Source organism: Nocardia puris, from assembly GCF_003315035.1.
GTDB lineage: Bacteria > Actinomycetota > Actinomycetes > Mycobacteriales > Mycobacteriaceae > Nocardia > Nocardia puris.
The window spans coordinates 1,006,343-1,024,002 of record NZ_QNRE01000001.1 but is presented as its reverse complement, the minus strand read 5'-3'; the positions used below and the strand labels follow the sequence as shown (position 1 = coordinate 1,024,002).

Below are 17,660 nucleotides of genomic sequence, written 5' to 3'. Positions count from 1 at the left end.
CGAGCGTCGAGCGTCCACCCCGGCGCGATGGCCGGAGCCGCCGAATCGACGTAGTCTCGGCAATGTCGAGTCACGACGTTGATTCCGTCGGCAGGGGAAGTTCATGGCGATCGCACGGCTGGGCGCGGTATCACTCGACAGTGACGACCCGAGCACGCTGGGTCGGTTCTATCGCGAACTGCTCGATCTGAGACTGGTTTACGAGTCGGCGGAGTTGGTGGTGCTCCGCGGCGGCGACGTCACGATCACCGTCGAAAAGGTTGCCGACTACAAGGCTCCGGATTGGCCGGACGACCGGATCCCCAAGCAGATGCATCTCGATCTCTTCGTCTCGGACCTGGACGAATCCGAATCCGCCGCGCTGTCGATCGGCGCGACGAAACCGGACACCCAGCCCGCGCCGGACAAGTGGCGGGTGCTGCTCGATCCCTCGGGCCACCCCTTCTGTCTCACGTTGCCGCCCAACGGATTCACTCTCTGAGAAAGCGCAGCAGTTCCGCCGTGACGAACTCGGGGTTCTCCTCGGCGAGCCAATGGCCCGCGCGCGGCACGTCGACCGCGCGCACGATCGTGGTCATACGCGGGGCGACGGTGGCGCGGATGGCGTCCACTTGGCCTGGGGCCGCCATGAGCAGGGTGGGCACAGTAACCGGCGCCGCTGCCACGGTGTCGCGCACGTCGTCGTCGAGCGCCCGGTAGAGCTCGAAACCGCCGGACAAGACCTCGGGCCGACTGTATGTGCGGGTGTACTCATCGATTTCGGCATCGGTGAAGGGGGAGTGGTCCGAGGTGCCACCGAAAGCTGTTCCGCCGAAAGAGACTTGCGGATAGAACAGCGCCAGGTAGTCGCGCACGTCGTCGCTCACGACCGTCTCGGGGACCTCTCGCTGAGTATGAAACGCGATGTGCCAGCTCAACGTTCGGTACGTGGACGCGTCGATCGCGGGTCCCGGAAGCGGCAGGTCCAGGTAGCCGAGCTTGGCGGTGTCGCCGGGGAACTGGGCGGCGTACTGGAACGCCACCGCCGCGCCGAAGTCGTGTCCGATGATCGCGGCGTCCCGGATCTGGAGCCGATCGGCGATCAGCGTGTGCACGTACCGCGCCAGCGTGGCCTTGTCGTAGCCGGTCGGCGTGCCGGTGCTGTCGCCCAGTCCGGGCAGGTCGACGGCGTAGACGGTGTGGTGTTCGGCGAGGGCGGGCATGATCGACCACCAGCCGTACCACGTCTGCGGCCAGCCGTGCAGCAGCACCACCGGCGACCCGCTGCCACCGGCGACGTAGTGCATCCGGACGCCGTCCACGTCGGCGAACTCGTGCCGGAACGTGCCCTGGAACGCCGGGTCGTCCCGCGTGGCGGAGGTGTGTGCGGCGGTGTCGGCCGCCGGAGTGGCGCAGGCGGCCGTGCCGATCGCGAGCAGCAGGGCGAGCACGAGACTCGCCACCGGTCGCGAGGTTCGGCGTATCGATGACGGGGGCATGGGGTCCTTTCCAGGCAGGGGGAGTCGGCGTGCGTCGACATCGCGGTGGATGTCGGCCGCCGGTCGGGCGGGTGACGTCCGGCCCAGTTTCAGCGCCCCGCAACATTTCTGGCGCGAAAATTTGCCGACTCGGCAATTCGCCGGTGCGGGCCGCCCGCCGCGCACCGGCAGCCCCTCATCCACTGCACACCCTCGGGGGTGCCCTTCGTGTCGGTCGAATCGAAGGCCGCGCCGTCGACCGACGCCGGCCTGTTCCGGGATCGCTTGTCGTAGCGGCTATCTCGGAACAGGGCGGCATCGGCCACGGAACTCGTCGAGCGACCGGGTGCGGAACGGCCGCGCTCTACCGGTCGGCGGTAGCGGGCGTCAGCGCGGCCTGCATCGCGACCCCGTCGACGTAGGAGTGCTTCTCCTTGATCGCGCCGTTCTCGACCAGGACGAAGTCCGCGAGATCCATCCGCAGGGGATTGCCGACGGCGGTCGTGCCGGTGAGTTCGAACTGCGCGACCCAGAAGTCGTCGCCGACGCGCAGCGCGATCTGGTGGAACGTCAGGTCGGGGACGAGAGTCAGGAATCCGGCCGCCGCCTCGCGGATGGCCGCGCGACCGTGCGCGGGCTCCTGGCTCGCGTGCAGGTGGAACAGGGAGTCGGGGGTGTGGAGTTCGGCGATCCGGTCGGGCGCGCGATCCTGCCAGCACGCGTGGTAGCGCTCGAACAGTTCGCGGGTGGCGGTGCTCATGGCGGTGTTCCTATCTCTGTGATCCCGGCGGACAGCCGGGCGTTCGACGGGCTTCGTCACCCGCGCAACGCGGAGCCGAAGAGCTCGGCAGCCGCGGCCAACTCGCCGCCACGTTCGTCAACGCCGCGTACGGCCCGGACAGCCCATTCCTCGCCGTCCCACGATCCGGTCGGCCTGCGCTCGGCGGCGACGGCAGCCCACTCTTCGGCATGCGCGCGGATCGAGGCGTGCGTGCTCGCCGGCAGGTCGGCGCGCTCGGCGATCCCGAGTCGAGACCACCGCTCGGCGCCGGGCCGCCGCTCGGCGACGGCGCGATCCAGTGCGGCGGTCTCGGCATCGCCCAGGATCTCGGGATCGGTCGGGTACGAGGGTTTCGTCAACGGTGTCTCCCTCGGTGCGGATCGGGGAATTCCAGTGTGGCCGGGGACCTTCGGCCCGGGCGACGGGCGCACGCCGCCACTTCCGCCGCCGCCGTTGTGCCGTCGCACAACGGCGGGCTATCGTCGGAACTGTGACGCAGCACACCCAGATCGCCTCGGTGCACCTGCTGCACGCGCTGCGCAGCGATCTGGACGCGATCTCCGAGCACGTGACCACCCGGATCGAACACGACGGGCAGGACTACGGCGACGCCGTACTCGGCCACGACGAACTGCGCACCCTCGTCACCGACAACACCGCCGCGCTGCTGGACGCGATGGCGGGCACCCCCTACTCGCTCGAACCGGCCCGCCGCACCGGGCGCCTCAAGGCCGAGCGCGGAGTTCCGCTCGACAGCGTGCTGCACGCCTTCCGGGTCGCCGGCTTGGCCATCTGGGAGGTCGCCGTCGACCGCGCCGGTGGCGAGGATCGCCCGGGACTCCCGCAGCTGTCGACGCTGGTGTGGGCGACCGTCGACAAGTTCTCCCTCGCCGCCGCCGAAGCACACCGGCGCGCCGCCGGAACCGAGGATCGGCGACCGAAGCAACTGCTGTTGCGGGTGCTGCTCGATCCCGATCTGCCCGCCGCTCAACGCGAGGGTCTGCCCGAGAAGATGGGGATGGCGCCCGGCGCGACCTTCGCCCTCCTGGTCGGCGATGTCCGCGTTGCCGCGACGGGGGTCACGACCGTCCGTACGCTGATCGGCGACGACCGCGTGACGCTGGTGGCCGCGGCTTCCTCGGGCCTGCTCGACCACGCCCTGAGCGCGATCACCGCCCGATCCGGTGCCAGCCGTCCCTTCACCGATCTGCGCTGCGCGCCCGTCGCTCTCGACCAGGCCCGCCTCGCCCTCCGGTGCTCGGCGCCGTCGGAGAACCGTGTACACGCCTACGCGTCGTCGCCGGTGCGGGCGCTGCTCGCGGCCCATCCGGACCTCACATCCGACGTGCTCGCCGATCCGCTCGCCGCACTCGCGACCCTCCCGGCGGCCGACGCCGACGCCCTGGTGGAGACGGCCTTGGCCTGGTACGAGCTCGGCGGTTCCACCACGGCGGTCGGCAAGCACCTGCACCTGCACCGCAACACCGTGCTGCACCGCCTCAACCGGATCGAGCGCCTGACCGGGAAGGCGTTCGCCGTCCCGGCCGAGGCCGCCCTGCTGTATCTCACCTTGCAGGCCCGGCTGTTGTCGGCTCGGAAGGTGGGCGATCCGGATACCTGACCAGTCGGGCGGGTATCCGCACGTCAGCACGCCCCGCCCAATCGGCGAACCGGGGTGGGACCGCGGCTCTGAGCAGGCGGGCGGTTCGTCGAGACGCTTCGTTGTCTCCGGCCCCGCGCACCCCAGCCGGATACATTGCGGTCCGCACACGTCAATGGCCGGCTCTCCCATTCCGTGGACCGGCCACCGGGCACCGTCAACGGGGGAGCCGCTCGGCCATGGCTCAACTGTGTGGGATGTCGGCAGCGGTTGATCTACCTGCACACCGCCCGATCCGCCAGGGGGTGAGGACGGCCGTGATTGATGTCAGGGATCCCGGTAGATGGCGTTCTCACACACCGTCCCGCGAAGGGTGAAGCCGACGGTTCAGCTACCGGACATGCCGTGGCGTATCCGACCTGACCGCGTCACCCGCCGGTACCATCGCTGCGTTGATCGTCCAATCTGTACCCCTGGCTCGGTCCAGGCCCCGGTAGCGAAGGAGCAGGACTGTCCAAACCTCGTCGACGGTGCATGATGCTCGTCGGTGCGGCTCTGGCCGGCGCCAAGGCGTGGGGCGCCGACTCCTCCGAGCCCAGCAAGGCCACCACTGCCCGCAGCGCTACCAGGGGCGAGCGCCCCGGATCGGAGTATCCGTTGAACCAGCCGCTCGTGGTTACCCCGCTGAACTTCGTACGCGCCGAGACCGACCGGCAGTTCGCTGTATTCGTCGACGACCGGGGAGCGTTCGGCAAGCTCTATCACGCGCGGGAAGTCGCTCCGATCGACCGGCAGCCCGTGGTCCGGATGAACCGCGACACGATCTACTCGACCGGGGTGTTCGACCTGGATGCGGGACCGGTCACGGTCACCCTGCCTGATCCGAGTACCCGGTTCATGTCCATGCAGATCATCAATCAAGACGAGTACGCTCCTGACGCCCTCTATGGCGCGGGCAGCCACACCCTCGACCGCGACACCGTCGGTACTCGATACGCCGCGATCGTCATCCGTACCTTCGTCGATCCCGGCAATCCCGCCGATATGGCCGCCGCGCACGCTCTGCAAGACGCGATCAAGGTCGAACAACCCGGCGGCCCAGGAAAATTCGAGATCCCGCAGTGGGACAAGACCAGCCAGGACAAGGTCCGCGGCGCGCTGCTCACGCTGGCCTCCACCATGTCGAACTTCACCTCCGCGTTCGGCGAGCAGGACGCCGTCGACCCCGTCGCGCATGTGATCGGCGCCGCGGCCGGCTGGGGTGGCAACCCAGCGCGCGACGCGGTGTACGAGTCGATCACCCCGACCGAGAACGACGGCCGGACCACCTACCGTCTGCATGTCGAAGATGTTCCGGTGGACGGATTCTGGTCGATCACCGTCTACAACGCCGAGGGCTACATGCAGCCCAACCCGCAGAATGCCTACTCGGTCAACAACGTCACCGCCGCGACCAACCCGGACGGCTCGGTCGATATCCAGTTCGGCGGCTGCGATGAGTCGACACCCAACTGCCTGCCCACCGCACCCGGCTGGAACTACACCGTGCGCCTCTACCGCCCGCACCAGGAAATCATCGACAGCACCTGGACCTTCCCGAACGCGGAACCCCTCCGGTAGCGACCCTCCGGGCAGGTTCGGCTGCTGGTCCCGGTCGCGGCAAGATCGAAGAGCTCGCCTCGCCGAGTACACCAAGGCTTTGACGTCCAGGACGCCGATGCGGCAGAGGGTGCGCGGGACCTCCTCGCTCGCCTGCCGATCGCGAAGACGATCACCTGGATCTGCCTCATCAGATCATCGCGGTCCCGCATGGACTGCTATCGGCCGCATTCTGACGGCGACCCGACTACCTGCACGTCCCGCTCCACGGAGGGCGCCTCGCCACGTGCTCCGAGCCGCTGAGCGGTCCTGGCTCGTGTGTATCGGCCGGCGGCAATGTAGTCGCCGATGGTTCCGGCTAGGTATCCCTCGGAGGAGACACCGACGATCCAGCCGAGGTCTTCCAGTCCTGATTCTCGCGGTGCACTGCCGACCAGTACGCCGAGTAGCCCGACGAAAAATGAGAGTGGTTCGGGTGGCGACGCCCGCGGCAGGGGGAGTCGGCGTCCGCACAGCCGGAACGAGGCGCCTCCTCCAGGCACATCCTGGCAACACTCGGGTTCACCTCGCGCGCGCAGATCGCGGCCTGGATCGGGGGTTGGCACGGGCGCCTGATCAATCCTGACTGCTCCCGCCCCGCGACATCCTGTCCGGAAAGGACATCGGGTTGTCCGCAGCGGCCATGGCCGATCGCCTGTCGTGCACCCAGGATCGCCGAGGTAGCCGAAATCAACTTTGTCCGTGCCGGCCAGGGTGCGACGCTTTCGATTTCAGGATTCCGCTCGGCTGCACACGCTTCCCGTCACCATCGCTTGGGGCACACGTGACCGGTTGCTGGTGTACCGGACGCAGAGTCGCGAGGCGCGAACCCGGTTGCCGCACAGCCGGCACATCGCGATGCCGGGGTGCGGCCACATCCCCTTCTACGACGATCCCCAGCGCTGCGCCGACGCGATCCTCGAGCAGCTCAGAGAATCCGGCGTGTCACCATGCCGGTCATGACCGGCCCGACCCGCACGTCGTCGCCGGTGGTCGGTGCGTGCACCATGGTGCCGTCGCCTAGGGAAATCGCGACATGACCGGGTCCGTCCGGCCCCAGTTCCCGAAGAGGAGATCGCCGGGTGGTGGAATCCGGACGCCCGAGCCGTCGGGAGCCGTGGGTGGTGTGGACGCGTCGGCGCCGAGGCGGGCCGCCGCCGCGTCGAGCGCGGTATCCACCTCGTTCTGGATCGGCTCGGGCAGGCTCGCCACAGCCTGGTCGACCATCGGTGTGATGACCGGCACGAACATCTGGACGGCGTCGCCGACCGCGGGTGACGGCCGGGCGGAGCCGATCAGGTGTTCGGTTGTCGTTCGCGGCGTCGGAGGTCGCGATCGCGATGACCGCGATGATGGCAGCCGGGTCCGTCATCGGGCACCGGCCTGTCCGCTGGAAGACGAGTGTGGATGCTGTGTGTGGTCGCGGTGAACCGCGCTGTGACCATGGATGACTCGAGACATGACACCTTCGCTCGATCGTGGTTACGGCAGTAGCGTCCAGCGTGGGACCTCCACGCCGTCGCCCACCACGGCCGAACGACCGGGGACATACCTGTTTCCGCCGCGTCACGTCCCCGTGGCCCACCCTCACCGGGTGTCGCGACTGATCCGGTCGTGGTAGCCGCGGCGTTCTTCGTGGTCGGTGTTCAGGGCGTTCTTCCCGCCCATCCGGAGATTGAGCGATTCCGCGGCGCGGCGTGGCAGCAGCCGCTGTCCGGCCAGCAGGACCCCCGCCAGCCGGGGCACGTACACCCGTGCTCGCGCGACATCGCGGGTGACCGTGTCCACCACGGCACGGGCCACCTCCGTCGCCTCGACCGGCTTGACCAGGGGAATACGGAGACTGGTTCCCGGCACCGGGAGGGAGACGGTCCCGTCCAGGCCCGCGACCAGCTCGGTGTTGACCGCGCCCGGAAGGACGGTCGAGATCCGCACTCCGCTGTCCCGGTATTCCAGGCGGGCAGCGTCGCTGAAGGTGATGGCGGCCGCTTTGCTCGCGTTGTAGGTGGCCATGCCGGGCAGCGCGACCTCGCCCATCGTGGAGCAGATGTTCACGATGTGCCCGCGGCCGCGCGGAATCATCAGCTCGAGTGCCTGCTTGGTCCCGACCATCATCCCGAAGGCGTCGATCTCCACGGCGCGCTTGGTCATCGCGTCGTCCTCGTCCAGCAGCGATCCGACAGGCATGATGCCCGCGTTGTTGACCAGCACATCCACCGGTCCCAGTTCGCGTGTGACCCGCGCGAGGAACGCGCGGAACGATTCCGGATCGGAAACATTCACCGAGCAGTAGCACGACAAGCCCAGTTCTCCTGCGGCAGTGTGCAACCGGTCCTCGCGCACGGCGCCGATGGCGACGTGCGCGCCACGCTGGACGAACGCCCTGGCAATGGCGAATCCGATCCCTCGTGAACCTCCGGTGACAGCGACGACGCGCCCGGTCACTGGTGACGACATGAACAACCCCTTTGCCGGGCGGCACGACCTGCCACCCACCCGTTGAATCGGCCTCCGCAATCGTCACAGTGCGACGCCGGCGCCCGAACCCGGGAACCGGTGACTGTCCGCTTATGGCTATTTGTTGCCCGGGCAGGACATGTCCTGCCCGGGCGTCCTGCGGATAACTTCTGGACCATGCGAGCAACGAGGCTCTCGATAGCGATCATCGGCTGCGGATTCGGCGGCCTTGGCGCGGCAATCGAGCTGGAACGTAACGGTATTCGGGACTATGTCGTCTTCGAACGCGGCGACGGCGTCGGTGGCGTCTGGCGCGCGAACACCTATCCCGGTGCGGCGTGTGATGTTCCGTCCCCCACCTACTCCTACTCCTTCGAACTCGAATCGGAATGGTCACAGCGATTCGGGACGCAGGCGGAAATCAAGGCTTACTTGGAGCGGTGCGCCGAGAAGTACGGCGTACTCGGCAACATCCGGTTCAACACCGAGGTGGCCGCGGCAACCTTCGACGAGCGGTCCGGCAGTTGGCTGGTGGAGCTCGCCGATGGGGAGAAACAGTGGTTCGATGTCGTGATCATGGCCCCGGGACAGCTGTCCCGGCCGCAGATTCCGCGTGTCGAGGGCATCGAATCGTTCACCGGTCCGCAATTCCATTCGGCGCAATGGGACCACGGTGTGGATCTCGTCGGCAAGACCGTCGCGGTGATCGGCAGTGGTGCCAGCGCCGTGCAATTGGTTCCCGCGATCGTCGATGGAGTCGCCCGGCTGCACGTGATCCAGCGCTCTCCGAACTGGGTGGGCAACAAGTGGAATCATCGCACGAACGCACGGATGAAATGGCTGTTGCGTACCGTTCCGGGGCTGGCGCGAGCGCAGCACAATATCGAATGGCTGTGGTACGAATCCCGAGTTCCGATAATCTCCCGGGCCTTGACCCCGGAATCTGGACACGGGGTTTGTGTTTACGCGGCGTGAGCCATGCTATCGAGTGCGTGGGCGGTTTCGTAGTCGACGGGGCTGAGGTAGCCGCAGTAGGAATGCCTTCGCAGGGTGTTGTAGCGGGTGATCCACCGGAACACCGCCAACCGCGCCGCTCGCGGTGATTCCCACCGGGCCGCGCCTTGCAGCGTCTCGCGTTTCAGGGTCGCGTTGAACGATTCCGCGAGGGCATTATCCGCGCTTGTGCCCACCGAGCCTGTCGATTGGGTGACACCCAGTTTCGTGCAGAGTGTCGCGAAAGCCTTTGCGGTGTACTGACTTCCGTGATCGGCATGAAAGATCGACCCAGCGAGGCTGCCGCGGGTCGCAGCGGCGGCTGCCAGGGCGTTTTCGACGAGTTCGGTGCGCATGTGGTCAGCGATCGACCACCCGACCAGGCGGCGGGAGAAGCGGTCGATCACCGTGGCCAAGTACAAGAACTCGCCGTCTCCGCAGGGCAGGTAGGTGATGTCACCGGCGTATTTGGTGTTCGGTGCGGTCGCGGTGAAATCCCGGCGCACCAGGTCAACAGGCGGGGTGTCGGCAGGCTCGGGCACGGTGGTGCGGTGCCGGCGGCGAAGCCGCAAACCCTCGATGTTGTTCTCGCGCATGATCCTTGCGATCCGTTTGTGGTTGATCCTCTGCCCGGCGGATGCACCGTCATTGAGTTCAGCGGTGATCCTGGGTCGCCCGCAGGTGTTGTCGGCGTCGTGGACCGCGCGGATCTTGGCGGCGAGATCAGCGTCGGCGTCAGCGCGGGCTGCCCGTTTGTCGGCGGCGTTGATCCATGTGTAGTACGACGAGCGGGCGATGTCGATGACCTGGCATAACCGCTTCACCGGGGTAGGTGTCGGAGTGGTCGGCGACAAACTGGAAGCGGGTCACCAGTTCGTCTCCCCGGCGAAATATTTGGCCGCCGATCGCAGGATGTCGCGCTCGGTCTCGAGCTTGGTCTTCTCGGCCTTGACCTGGGCGAGCTCTGCGCGCAGGCGGGCGGCTTCTTGCTCGGGGGTTTCCTCGCGAGTGGGTCCAGGTATCGGAGTTGTTCGGGGTTTACGGACCGGGACGCCGGCTTTTTTGAGCCACGCGGTCAGTGAGCCGTGGGATATGCCGAGGTCGGTGGCGATCCCGGCGATGGTCGCGCCGTCGGTGTCGCGGTAGAGCGCGACCGCGTCGCGGCGGAACTCCTCGGTGTAGTTCTTGTTGGACATCGGGTAGATCTTCTCGCTTTCCCTGGTCTGAGACCAAGCTCAAGCGTGTCCATCACCCGGGGGCAAGGCCCAAGCACTCGTTGCGGCTAACTAACAACCACCGAGCACGAAGTGCCCCAACATGACTGGACCTGGTACTTCTGCCGGTCGACCCGCCGTCAGCCTTGGCGTGAAGGTGCCGTTTGCGCCGAAAGCACCACGTAAGGCAATTGCCCATGGTTGAGCGCTGACGAGATTGTCGGTGGTCGTCTCTATGGTGCCCGGTATGTCTTCGACCGTGACCGAGGTTGATCGCCGCCGCCGCGATCAGGCGATCACTGCCTGCTGCCTGGCTGCCGCTGCCCTTGGAGATCCTGATCTGGCGCCCCGCAGGCAGGGGCGTGCGTTGATGAGTTGCCTGGGGGTTCTGGCCTCGATATATCCGGTGGGGCAAGCTCCGACCATGGCGCAGTTCCGCAGCGGCCTCTCTCGCCCGTTGCGGCAGTTGCTACCCAATGGGGTCGACTCGGGGGGAGTCGGTGATCTGGTGCTGCTCGACGGGATGGGGCAGTTCAGTGACGAGGCCCGCGACCTGTGTGTCGAGCATCTAGTTCCGTCAGCAGCGTTGGACGAGCACTGGCCATGGGCAAAGGTCGCCACGGAACAGGAGGAGCGGCGCATCTACGAGGTGCTGCGACGGTTGCCCGCAAAGGACTACACCCGAGCCCGCGAGCTGCTTGTCGATGAGCCTTCCGGAGACCTGCGCGATTTGCGCCGTACCTGGGACGCGATGTGGGGACGGTTCGAGCACTACGAGCACATCGTGGAATGGGCATGGTGCCAGATTCGCGGATGGTGGTTCGCGTGTCCGACTTGCCGTTGGCCGATGCGCGTGGTCGGCGCAGGTGCGGTTGTGGAGGTGCGTTGTGAGGCACACGCGCGCAACGGCATCACCTACACCTGCCACACCGACGGACCTACCGACCGCGCTCCCGTCCTTCAACCCGCAGGCCCACACGCGAGTGAGGTCAAGGCTCGACCGGCTACCCCAGAGTCGCGCGCGGTGTCACGGGTGATCTGGCGTTATGTGACCCTGCCGGGGATCTTGGAGTGCGACTTGCGTGACCACGCCCGTGCGGCTGGCGCGAAAGTTGATATGTGGCCTCACAAAGATCGCTACGATCTGCGAATCACACTGAAGGGGAAGGTGTGGAGGGTTGATGCCAAGGCGTGGGCGTCCCCAGTCGCACTCGGCGAGGCGCTACGCGAGACGGAACCGGCCGAGCCCGGATTGATCATCGTGATTCCGGACCACCAACGCAGTAGCCGCGACCTCCTGGCCGCCATGTTGCGCGGTACCGGCTACCGGGTCATGACGGCGACCGACCTGAAGAACGATGTCGACAGGTCCGCGGGGGTGCAGCGGTGACCAGTCTGCGCCAGTTGGCCACGCAGATCGCATGTGCGTTCTCTGAGGAGTTCTTCGGGTTCCCTGGCGCCGACGGCCGCACCGTCGTCCCACTGGACCAGGCGGGTCTGATCGCCTCGGGCAGGATGGATCTGTGGTCGGACTGGCCCGACCAGCCCGAGGACACCCAGCGGCTGGTGGGACAGTTCCTGCGACTCCGCCACAACGAGCTCGGCTCGCCCCGGCGGTTCCTCGAAGCAGCCCGCAAGCTGCGCCACGATCAGAACAGCCCTTACCAGGTGCCCGACGAGATTCCCGACAACGCGGTCACCTACGTGATCGCCCGGCACGGCCAACGCCCACTCGAACTCGCGCAGCGTCTGCTCGAGGAGGCCGAAACCAAGTATCTACAGGGCCGGCGTCCGCTACCGGTGGCCGGACCCGGCAAGTACCGCTTCGGCTGGCACGGCGAGTCCACAGTCAAGCTGCCGATCACCGTGCACGGGGCCACGGTCGCCCCCGTTGTGCTGGACACAGCCGGGAAGGTGGATGACGTCAAAGTCAGCCCGGCCGAGCTCAAGGCACTGGCAAACCATCTGGCTCAGGTTTCGGGATCCTCACCCTGGCAGAGCGGCATTATCGAGGAGCTGTTCGACAAGCTGCGCGACGTCGATGACTTGCCTGTGACCGAGTTGCTGCTGCGAGCTGGGGGCATCCGGTTGCTCAACGCGCCGACCGGAGTCGGTAAGAGCGTGCTGACCCGGTTGCTGGCAGTCCATTTGGCACGGCAGGGCGTTCCCGTGGCGATCGTGGTGGGCACTATCCACGACGCCCTTAGCACCGCCGAGCAGATCGCTGACGAGGAGAACACCGCGCGGCGCCTGACCACGAGTATCGAGCACGACCTCGCCGTCCTGGGCACCCCCGCTCGGTGTGTAGCTCTCGTGTCTCCGCGGCGGCTGGAGGAAAAGGCCACTCAGGCGGCCGAACGCGGTGAGTGGGATCGCTTCGACCAGCTGGGTTATGGCTGCGTTCTGCCCGCCCTCACCGTCGACGGCCCGCCGCCTGCCGCACCGGACGAGCCTTGCACCTCCCTGCGTGCTCTGCCTGAGCCCGACCAGGAAGAGACCAGCTCTGACAAGAAGGGTAGGCAGGCCAAGTCTGATGCAGACCAGCGGTACGCCTGTCCCATGCTGAGCGCGTGCGGGCGACATCGAGGGTTCCACAATGCCGCCGCGGCCGACATCATCGTTACCAACCACCACAACCTGATCCACGGCACGGTGCCGATACCTGTACGAGTCGACGGCATCGACCACAGCCGTATGCCGGTGCTGGAGTTCTTGATGCGTCGCTGTCCGGTGCTGATCATCGACGAGATCGACCTGTTGCAGAGCAACATGTTCGACGCCGGTGCCCGGCAACTGGTGCTCGCCGCCAGCGGTGGGCGACAAGAGCTGCCCCTGGCCCAGCTCGACACCCAACGCACGATGCTGATGCCCGCTGAGGACCGTGAAGTTTTTCCAGCCCTGTCTCGCACCCGATTCCTGGCTGACCAGTTCCTCAACTACATACTGGAACAGGACCTTTGGTTGGAGGCAGACCTGGACCGCCCAGGCTCCGGCTGGCATGTTCCCGGCGCCAACGACCGCATGCTGCTCCAAGCCCTGTTCGGTGTCGAGGACGATATCGACGGGATCGCACCGGAAATCTACGAGCAGTTCAATGCCTTGTTCCCAGATACTCGCGAGGTCAACGGCGGAACGCCGCCGCGCAAGATGCGCAAGGTCGCCACTCTGCTGCGCTCGGTCGTCAGCAACGACACCGGCCAGGACCGGATTCGTGAGGTCACGCACAGCCTGCACCGCACGCTGGCCCGACGAGTGCGGGATAAGGACCTGCGCCGCGCCGTGGTCAATGCCCTGCTCGTGCGGACATGGCTTGGCGCGCTGCACCAATCGCTGACTCGGCTGACCTTTGCGGTCAGCTCACCAGGCACTGAGCTTCCCGCGGCACGCGTGCTCGCAGACAAGCTCGGCAACTTCGTCCAGCACGCCACGATCCCCTACGGCCCGCTCGGGTACCTGCTGTTCGGATTCCGCGTGGACAAGGTGTCCGACCCCTACCCGCAGGGCAAGCTGTCGGTGCAGGCCATCGCCGGTGACCCGCACACCACCATTGCGCAGCTGGGCGGCACTGTGGCCCTGTCCACCGCGGGTGTGCAACGGATCGTCTTGGGCTTGTCGGCCACGGCGTTTTTCCCCGGCGCCGCCCGTGAGCACATCAAGGCCGAGGTCACCTACGCCATGACCGACGCAGCGCCCGGGGCGTTCACCACCCGAGCGGGCAAGGCGCTCGACGAGGAGTTTCAGGCCATCCACATCGGTGGCCGCTCCGAGTCCCACAAGCCTGACGCGATCCGGGAACTCGGCAAGACCCTGTGGGACCAGCACCTGGACAGGCACCTACGCAAGCTTGCCGAGACCGCGCCCGATCGGGAACTGTGCATGCTGGTCGGCAACTCCTACAAACATGCCGCGCTGCTCGGTGCCGGGATCGCCTCACACATCGGCGACCCGAGCTGGGTTGCCGTTGTCGTGCCGAAAGACCATCGCTCGTCTGCCGTGGCGTTGCCGTCCGGGGTAGTGCGTGTGACGGTGGAGGATCTGGAGGCACTGCCGCGGGAATATCCGAATGTCAAGGTCTGCATCGCGCCGTTGAGTTTGGTGGCGCGTGGTCTCAACATCCTGGTACCCGGTGACCAGCGCTCCGCGCTGGCATCGGTCTGGGTGTGCGTGCGTCCACCGACTCAACTGACCGACTCGGCCGAGATGTTCGCCAGCGTCAACTCCCATGCGCTCGACATCGGCATCCCTGGTCCGGGCCCCGCAGCCGTACTGAACAAGCAACGTCAGGCCGCGTTCTCACGGCTCTACCACATCCTGGCCAGCGATCCCAGATTCAGCAGGCTCAGCCGCGTGCTCAAAGCCGAAGCCGTAGCGGGGATGCTTGTCGACCTAATCCAGCTCGCCGGACGCGCTCGCCGCGGCGGCACTCCGGTCGAGCTCTACCTTGTCGACGGTGCTTTCCACGACGCCAAGTTCGGCAGCGACCTGCCGGGCCTGCTGCGCTTCTACTACGACAACCTCACCCCAGCCAGCCAGCGTGCACTGAGCCGCATCTACGGCTCCACACTGGTGTCCTGGCTCGACTTCGCCGGGATCGACCACACTTCCGAGGACGACAACCGATGACCATGGGCGATGACAAGCTGCACTTGCTGGCCTACCCGCTGACCGCAGAACTGCACGGGGTGGTGCGTGTCTACCGCTTCCCAGAACGAGCCCGCGACGTGTGGAGCGACTTGCTCGATCGCTACCGCGACATCACCGGCTCCCACGGAAACTTGCCCTACGCCGGCCTGGCCACCGCGCTACGCGCCATCGGCCGCACCAGCGTCAACCTGTTTCCGACCAGCCGCAACAATCCACCCCGGCAAATGATCAGTCGCCGCAGCCTGGACAGCCGCGACATCCACGACGCCGTGGTCCTGTGGGAACAGGCTCTGCTCAAGGTGCCCGAGGACGAGATGAGTTTTTCCTACGCCAGCGAACTGGCGGAACTCCTCGCCAGCATCGAGCCCGATGAGGTCATGTTGGGCAACGAGATCAAGCGGGTGGGTGACCAGCCCGATGCGGCCTATTGGGTGTACGACGCGGCCACCTGGGAAGTGGCCCAACAACTGGCCGACCGTACGTGGAAGATCGACGACCGTGAAATCGCCCTGCGGGCCGACACCCAGGGAAACCTGCTGGTCTGGGACAAGGACCTGCTGTGGACCGGCCAGTGGGACAACGACGAGAACAACCCGTCCTATGCCGCGCTTCGCGTGCAACTAACGATGAAGACGTTGCCCTGGATGCGCGACCCGGTCGTTGTCGTCGACCCCTCGGTGTCCAGGCTCAGTCGCTGGCTCAACTCATCCCGCACTGCCTGGCTGGCCCAGCGCTCGACACAGGATCCACTGCTCACGCTCGCCGTCGAAGGCCGCGGCCGAGCGACCCGGATCGAACGCACCAGCGACATCGCCCTCACAGTGTGGGCACGCCTGGGTGGCGAGACCCTGATCCGGCCAGAAGATCGCGACATGACCGGCGAACCCGGCAGACTGCGTGCGCTGGTCCCGAAGTCCGTACGCTTCCCGATCGGCCGCGGCGTCGGCATGCACACCATCCGTGAACTCAGCAGTCACCTGTCCACGGTCCTGGATACCCCCAACATCATCGCCCGCAACGTAGCTGGCCACAGGTTCCCCAAGGGCACGCGCCGACAAGTGACAGCGGGCCGGGACACCGACCTGCTCGACGAATCCGCCCTGCCCACAATCATCGAAGCATCAGGCTGCCGACGCCTACGGATCCTTGTCCTCTACCGCCACCAGCACACCCGGACCCGGCTCCAGCGCCTGCTGGCCTACCACTTCAACCGCCCCGACCTCGCCGACATCGGCATGCCAGAGGACGAACCGACACTGATCGGCGACCACGTCGAAATCATCTTCCACCGGGCCGCCGCATTGCTGGCCCACGGCGACCACTCCGGCCGAGCTGAGCTCTTGGCTGCGGTGCCTCACCTCGACGTACCCGACGACACACGGATCGTGGCGCTGTGCGAGACCGAGTACGACGCGCGCGCATGGGCCGCGCAACGCAAGCAGTCCCGTCGACCCGACAGTACGGTGGACGACCCTGATCTGACCGACGCCAAGCACCCCCTCAACCGAATGCTTGCCCAGCACCACGTACTTGCCCAGTTCATCACCACCAAGCCCTCGCCCAAATCAGACACCGAACCGGCGACGAAGACGAGCAACGGGAACGCCACCGACGGTACCGAGTCCGGCAACAACGAGACCGCTCCCAGTGAGGAGAATGACCCGCTGACCAAGCTGGGACTCAGCCTGAAGAAAGATCATCCGGGTCACAACGCAGTCGCCGACATGCTCCGAGCCGCTGGTCTGATCCATCCTCGACTCAGCCGAGCGCTGGCCTACGGCCGCTACGGTTTGAAGGAACCCGTCGCGTTCGTCGGCCTTCACATCCGCGAACAGCGCGGGGCGCGTTGGACTTCGGCGGGACCGCGCCTGAGCTGGTCGCTGGTGGCGCTCATCCCCGAGGGCGACCACTGGCACACCAAGGCATATCAACCCAAACGACACCCGCGCGGGGGAACAACTGGGTGGCAGGACTACTTCGCCGCCAACACTGCCTTTCGCTCGCACTCGCTGCCCGAAGGTAAACGCCAAGACCTCTCGCTCGTCGACAGCATTGACACCGCACTCGGCCAACTCCAAGACCACCTCGATACCGCCACCGGCTACGTCCTGCTGGTTTCTGGAGACAGCTCCCGCGCGCTGTGGCCGCTCCTCGCCAACAAAAACCTTGACCTGCGTCCGGACTCAGCAGGCCGGATCAACGACCGGCCTGCGCTCCCAGGGTGCAGCCCCTCCAGTGGTCATCGCCCGCGGGCCATCGTTCGCGTGACCTCCGGCTCCCGTGACCTCCCCCGGCCGGTCGAGTTGCACGTTGGCGTAGACGAGAGACAGACGGAAGGAACCGTCCAGAAGGAGCCTCACATCAAGAAGACCACCGAGGGTCTCTACCAGCTCGACGGAGCCCAGAACACATGGATCCTGTCCAACATCCCGCGCCAGTTCACAGGCGGGCGCCGGTACAGCCGGGCGGGAGAGCACGGCACCCGTTGGACCGCCGACAACGAAGCTGGCCAACACACCTGGTATGCCCACACAACCACCGAGATCGTCGTCGTCGGCGCAGACACAGACCCGATCCGCTACGCCATCGCCGCCGCACGGCTCTGCGACCACGCCGTCTCATGGGATGGCCGCACCAGCTACCCGGCGCCCATCCACCTCGCGGCCAAAATGGATAAAGACCACCCCGACTATCGCCGCACCATCGACCTCGACGACGAGGTAGACCTCGACGAACTCAAAGACGGCGTCGTCTGATCCGACGACGGGTGGCTGGTCCGTCGCCAGCTGACTCGCGTCGCGGAATGTCAGGCGGATTCGACTGCGGGACGGCTCACAATTGGTGGGCGGTCAGAGGGGGCCGGGCTTGCTTGCCCG

The 17,660-nt window shown here is 66.6% G+C and carries 12 protein-coding genes and 2 pseudogenes; 8 read left to right on the top strand and 6 right to left on the bottom strand.

Annotation, left to right across the window (positions count from 1 at the left end):
• Nucleotides 1-103: 103 nt before the first annotated feature.
• Nucleotides 104-481: a VOC family protein gene (locus tag DFR74_RS04680; RefSeq protein ID WP_067510395.1), complete on the top strand. Its 378-nt coding sequence runs from the start codon at nt 104-106 to the stop codon at nt 479-481.
• Here the strand turns inward: DFR74_RS04680 and DFR74_RS04675 are convergent.
• From DFR74_RS04675 to DFR74_RS04665, 3 genes are all read right to left on the bottom strand, one after another.
• Complete coding sequence (locus DFR74_RS04675) at nt 471-1,442, bottom strand: alpha/beta fold hydrolase (protein WP_232331776.1); 972 nt, start codon at nt 1,440-1,442, stop codon at nt 471-473. The genes DFR74_RS04680 and DFR74_RS04675 overlap by 11 nt on opposite strands.
• Before the next feature lie 379 nt (nt 1,443-1,821).
• A complete protein-coding gene (locus DFR74_RS04670) occupies nt 1,822-2,217 on the bottom strand; it encodes a nuclear transport factor 2 family protein (protein ID WP_067510398.1) in 396 nt (131 codons plus the stop codon).
• Nucleotides 2,218-2,273: 56 nt separating this feature from the next.
• On the bottom strand, nt 2,274-2,597 hold the full coding sequence (locus DFR74_RS04665) for a hypothetical protein (protein ID WP_067510400.1): 324 nt from the start codon (nt 2,595-2,597) through the stop codon (nt 2,274-2,276).
• A gap of 131 nt (nt 2,598-2,728) precedes the next feature.
• Between DFR74_RS04665 and DFR74_RS04660 the strand changes: the two genes are divergently transcribed.
• The 3 genes from DFR74_RS04660 to DFR74_RS37760 all read left to right on the top strand — a co-directional run bounded on the left by DFR74_RS04660 (nt 2,729) and on the right by DFR74_RS37760 (nt 6,439).
• Entirely contained in the window at nt 2,729-3,859 is a 1,131-nt protein-coding gene (locus tag DFR74_RS04660; RefSeq protein ID WP_067510402.1) for a PucR family transcriptional regulator, read from the top strand.
• A gap of 513 nt (nt 3,860-4,372) precedes the next feature.
• Nucleotides 4,373-5,458: a DUF1214 domain-containing protein gene (locus tag DFR74_RS04655; RefSeq protein WP_232331777.1), complete on the top strand. Its 1,086-nt coding sequence runs from the start codon at nt 4,373-4,375 to the stop codon at nt 5,456-5,458.
• 720 nt (nt 5,459-6,178) lie between these two features.
• Nucleotides 6,179-6,439, top strand: a complete 261-nt coding sequence (locus tag DFR74_RS37760) for an alpha/beta fold hydrolase (RefSeq protein WP_325050971.1) — start codon at nt 6,179-6,181, stop codon at nt 6,437-6,439.
• Here the strand turns inward: DFR74_RS37760 and DFR74_RS04650 are convergent.
• Nucleotides 6,405-6,577, bottom strand: a pseudogene (locus tag DFR74_RS04650) (NlpC/P60 family protein); the annotation flags it as partial. The gene DFR74_RS37760 and the pseudogene DFR74_RS04650 overlap by 35 nt on opposite strands.
• Before the next feature lie 486 nt (nt 6,578-7,063).
• The gene (locus DFR74_RS04645; protein ID WP_067510407.1) at nt 7,064-7,933 is read right to left on the bottom strand and encodes an SDR family oxidoreductase; all 870 of its coding nucleotides are present in this window, start codon (nt 7,931-7,933) and stop codon (nt 7,064-7,066) included.
• A 177-nt stretch (nt 7,934-8,110) separates the two neighbouring features.
• Between DFR74_RS04645 and DFR74_RS04640 the strand changes: the two genes are divergently transcribed.
• Nucleotides 8,111-8,908, top strand: a complete 798-nt coding sequence (locus DFR74_RS04640) for a flavin-containing monooxygenase (protein ID WP_067510409.1) — start codon at nt 8,111-8,113, stop codon at nt 8,906-8,908.
• Here DFR74_RS04640 and DFR74_RS04635 read toward each other — a convergent pair.
• Nucleotides 8,896-10,122, bottom strand: a pseudogene (locus tag DFR74_RS04635) (IS3 family transposase). The gene DFR74_RS04640 and the pseudogene DFR74_RS04635 overlap by 13 nt on opposite strands.
• A 265-nt stretch (nt 10,123-10,387) precedes the next feature.
• Here DFR74_RS04635 and DFR74_RS04630 point away from each other — a divergent pair.
• From DFR74_RS04630 to DFR74_RS04620, 3 genes are read left to right on the top strand one after another with little or no spacing between them, the layout of a single operon-like run.
• On the top strand, nt 10,388-11,530 hold the full coding sequence (locus tag DFR74_RS04630) for a restriction endonuclease-related protein (RefSeq protein WP_198161760.1): 1,143 nt from the start codon (nt 10,388-10,390) through the stop codon (nt 11,528-11,530).
• Nucleotides 11,527-14,763 (top strand): ATP-dependent DNA helicase, encoded by a 3,237-nt coding sequence (locus tag DFR74_RS04625; protein WP_198161761.1) that lies wholly within the window; start codon nt 11,527-11,529, stop codon nt 14,761-14,763. Before DFR74_RS04630 ends, DFR74_RS04625 begins: the two co-directional genes overlap by 4 nt.
• Nucleotides 14,760-17,540: an RNaseH domain-containing protein gene (locus tag DFR74_RS04620; RefSeq protein WP_067510413.1), complete on the top strand. Its 2,781-nt coding sequence runs from the start codon at nt 14,760-14,762 to the stop codon at nt 17,538-17,540. Before DFR74_RS04625 ends, DFR74_RS04620 begins: the two co-directional genes overlap by 4 nt.
• Nucleotides 17,541-17,660 lie beyond the last annotated feature (120 nt).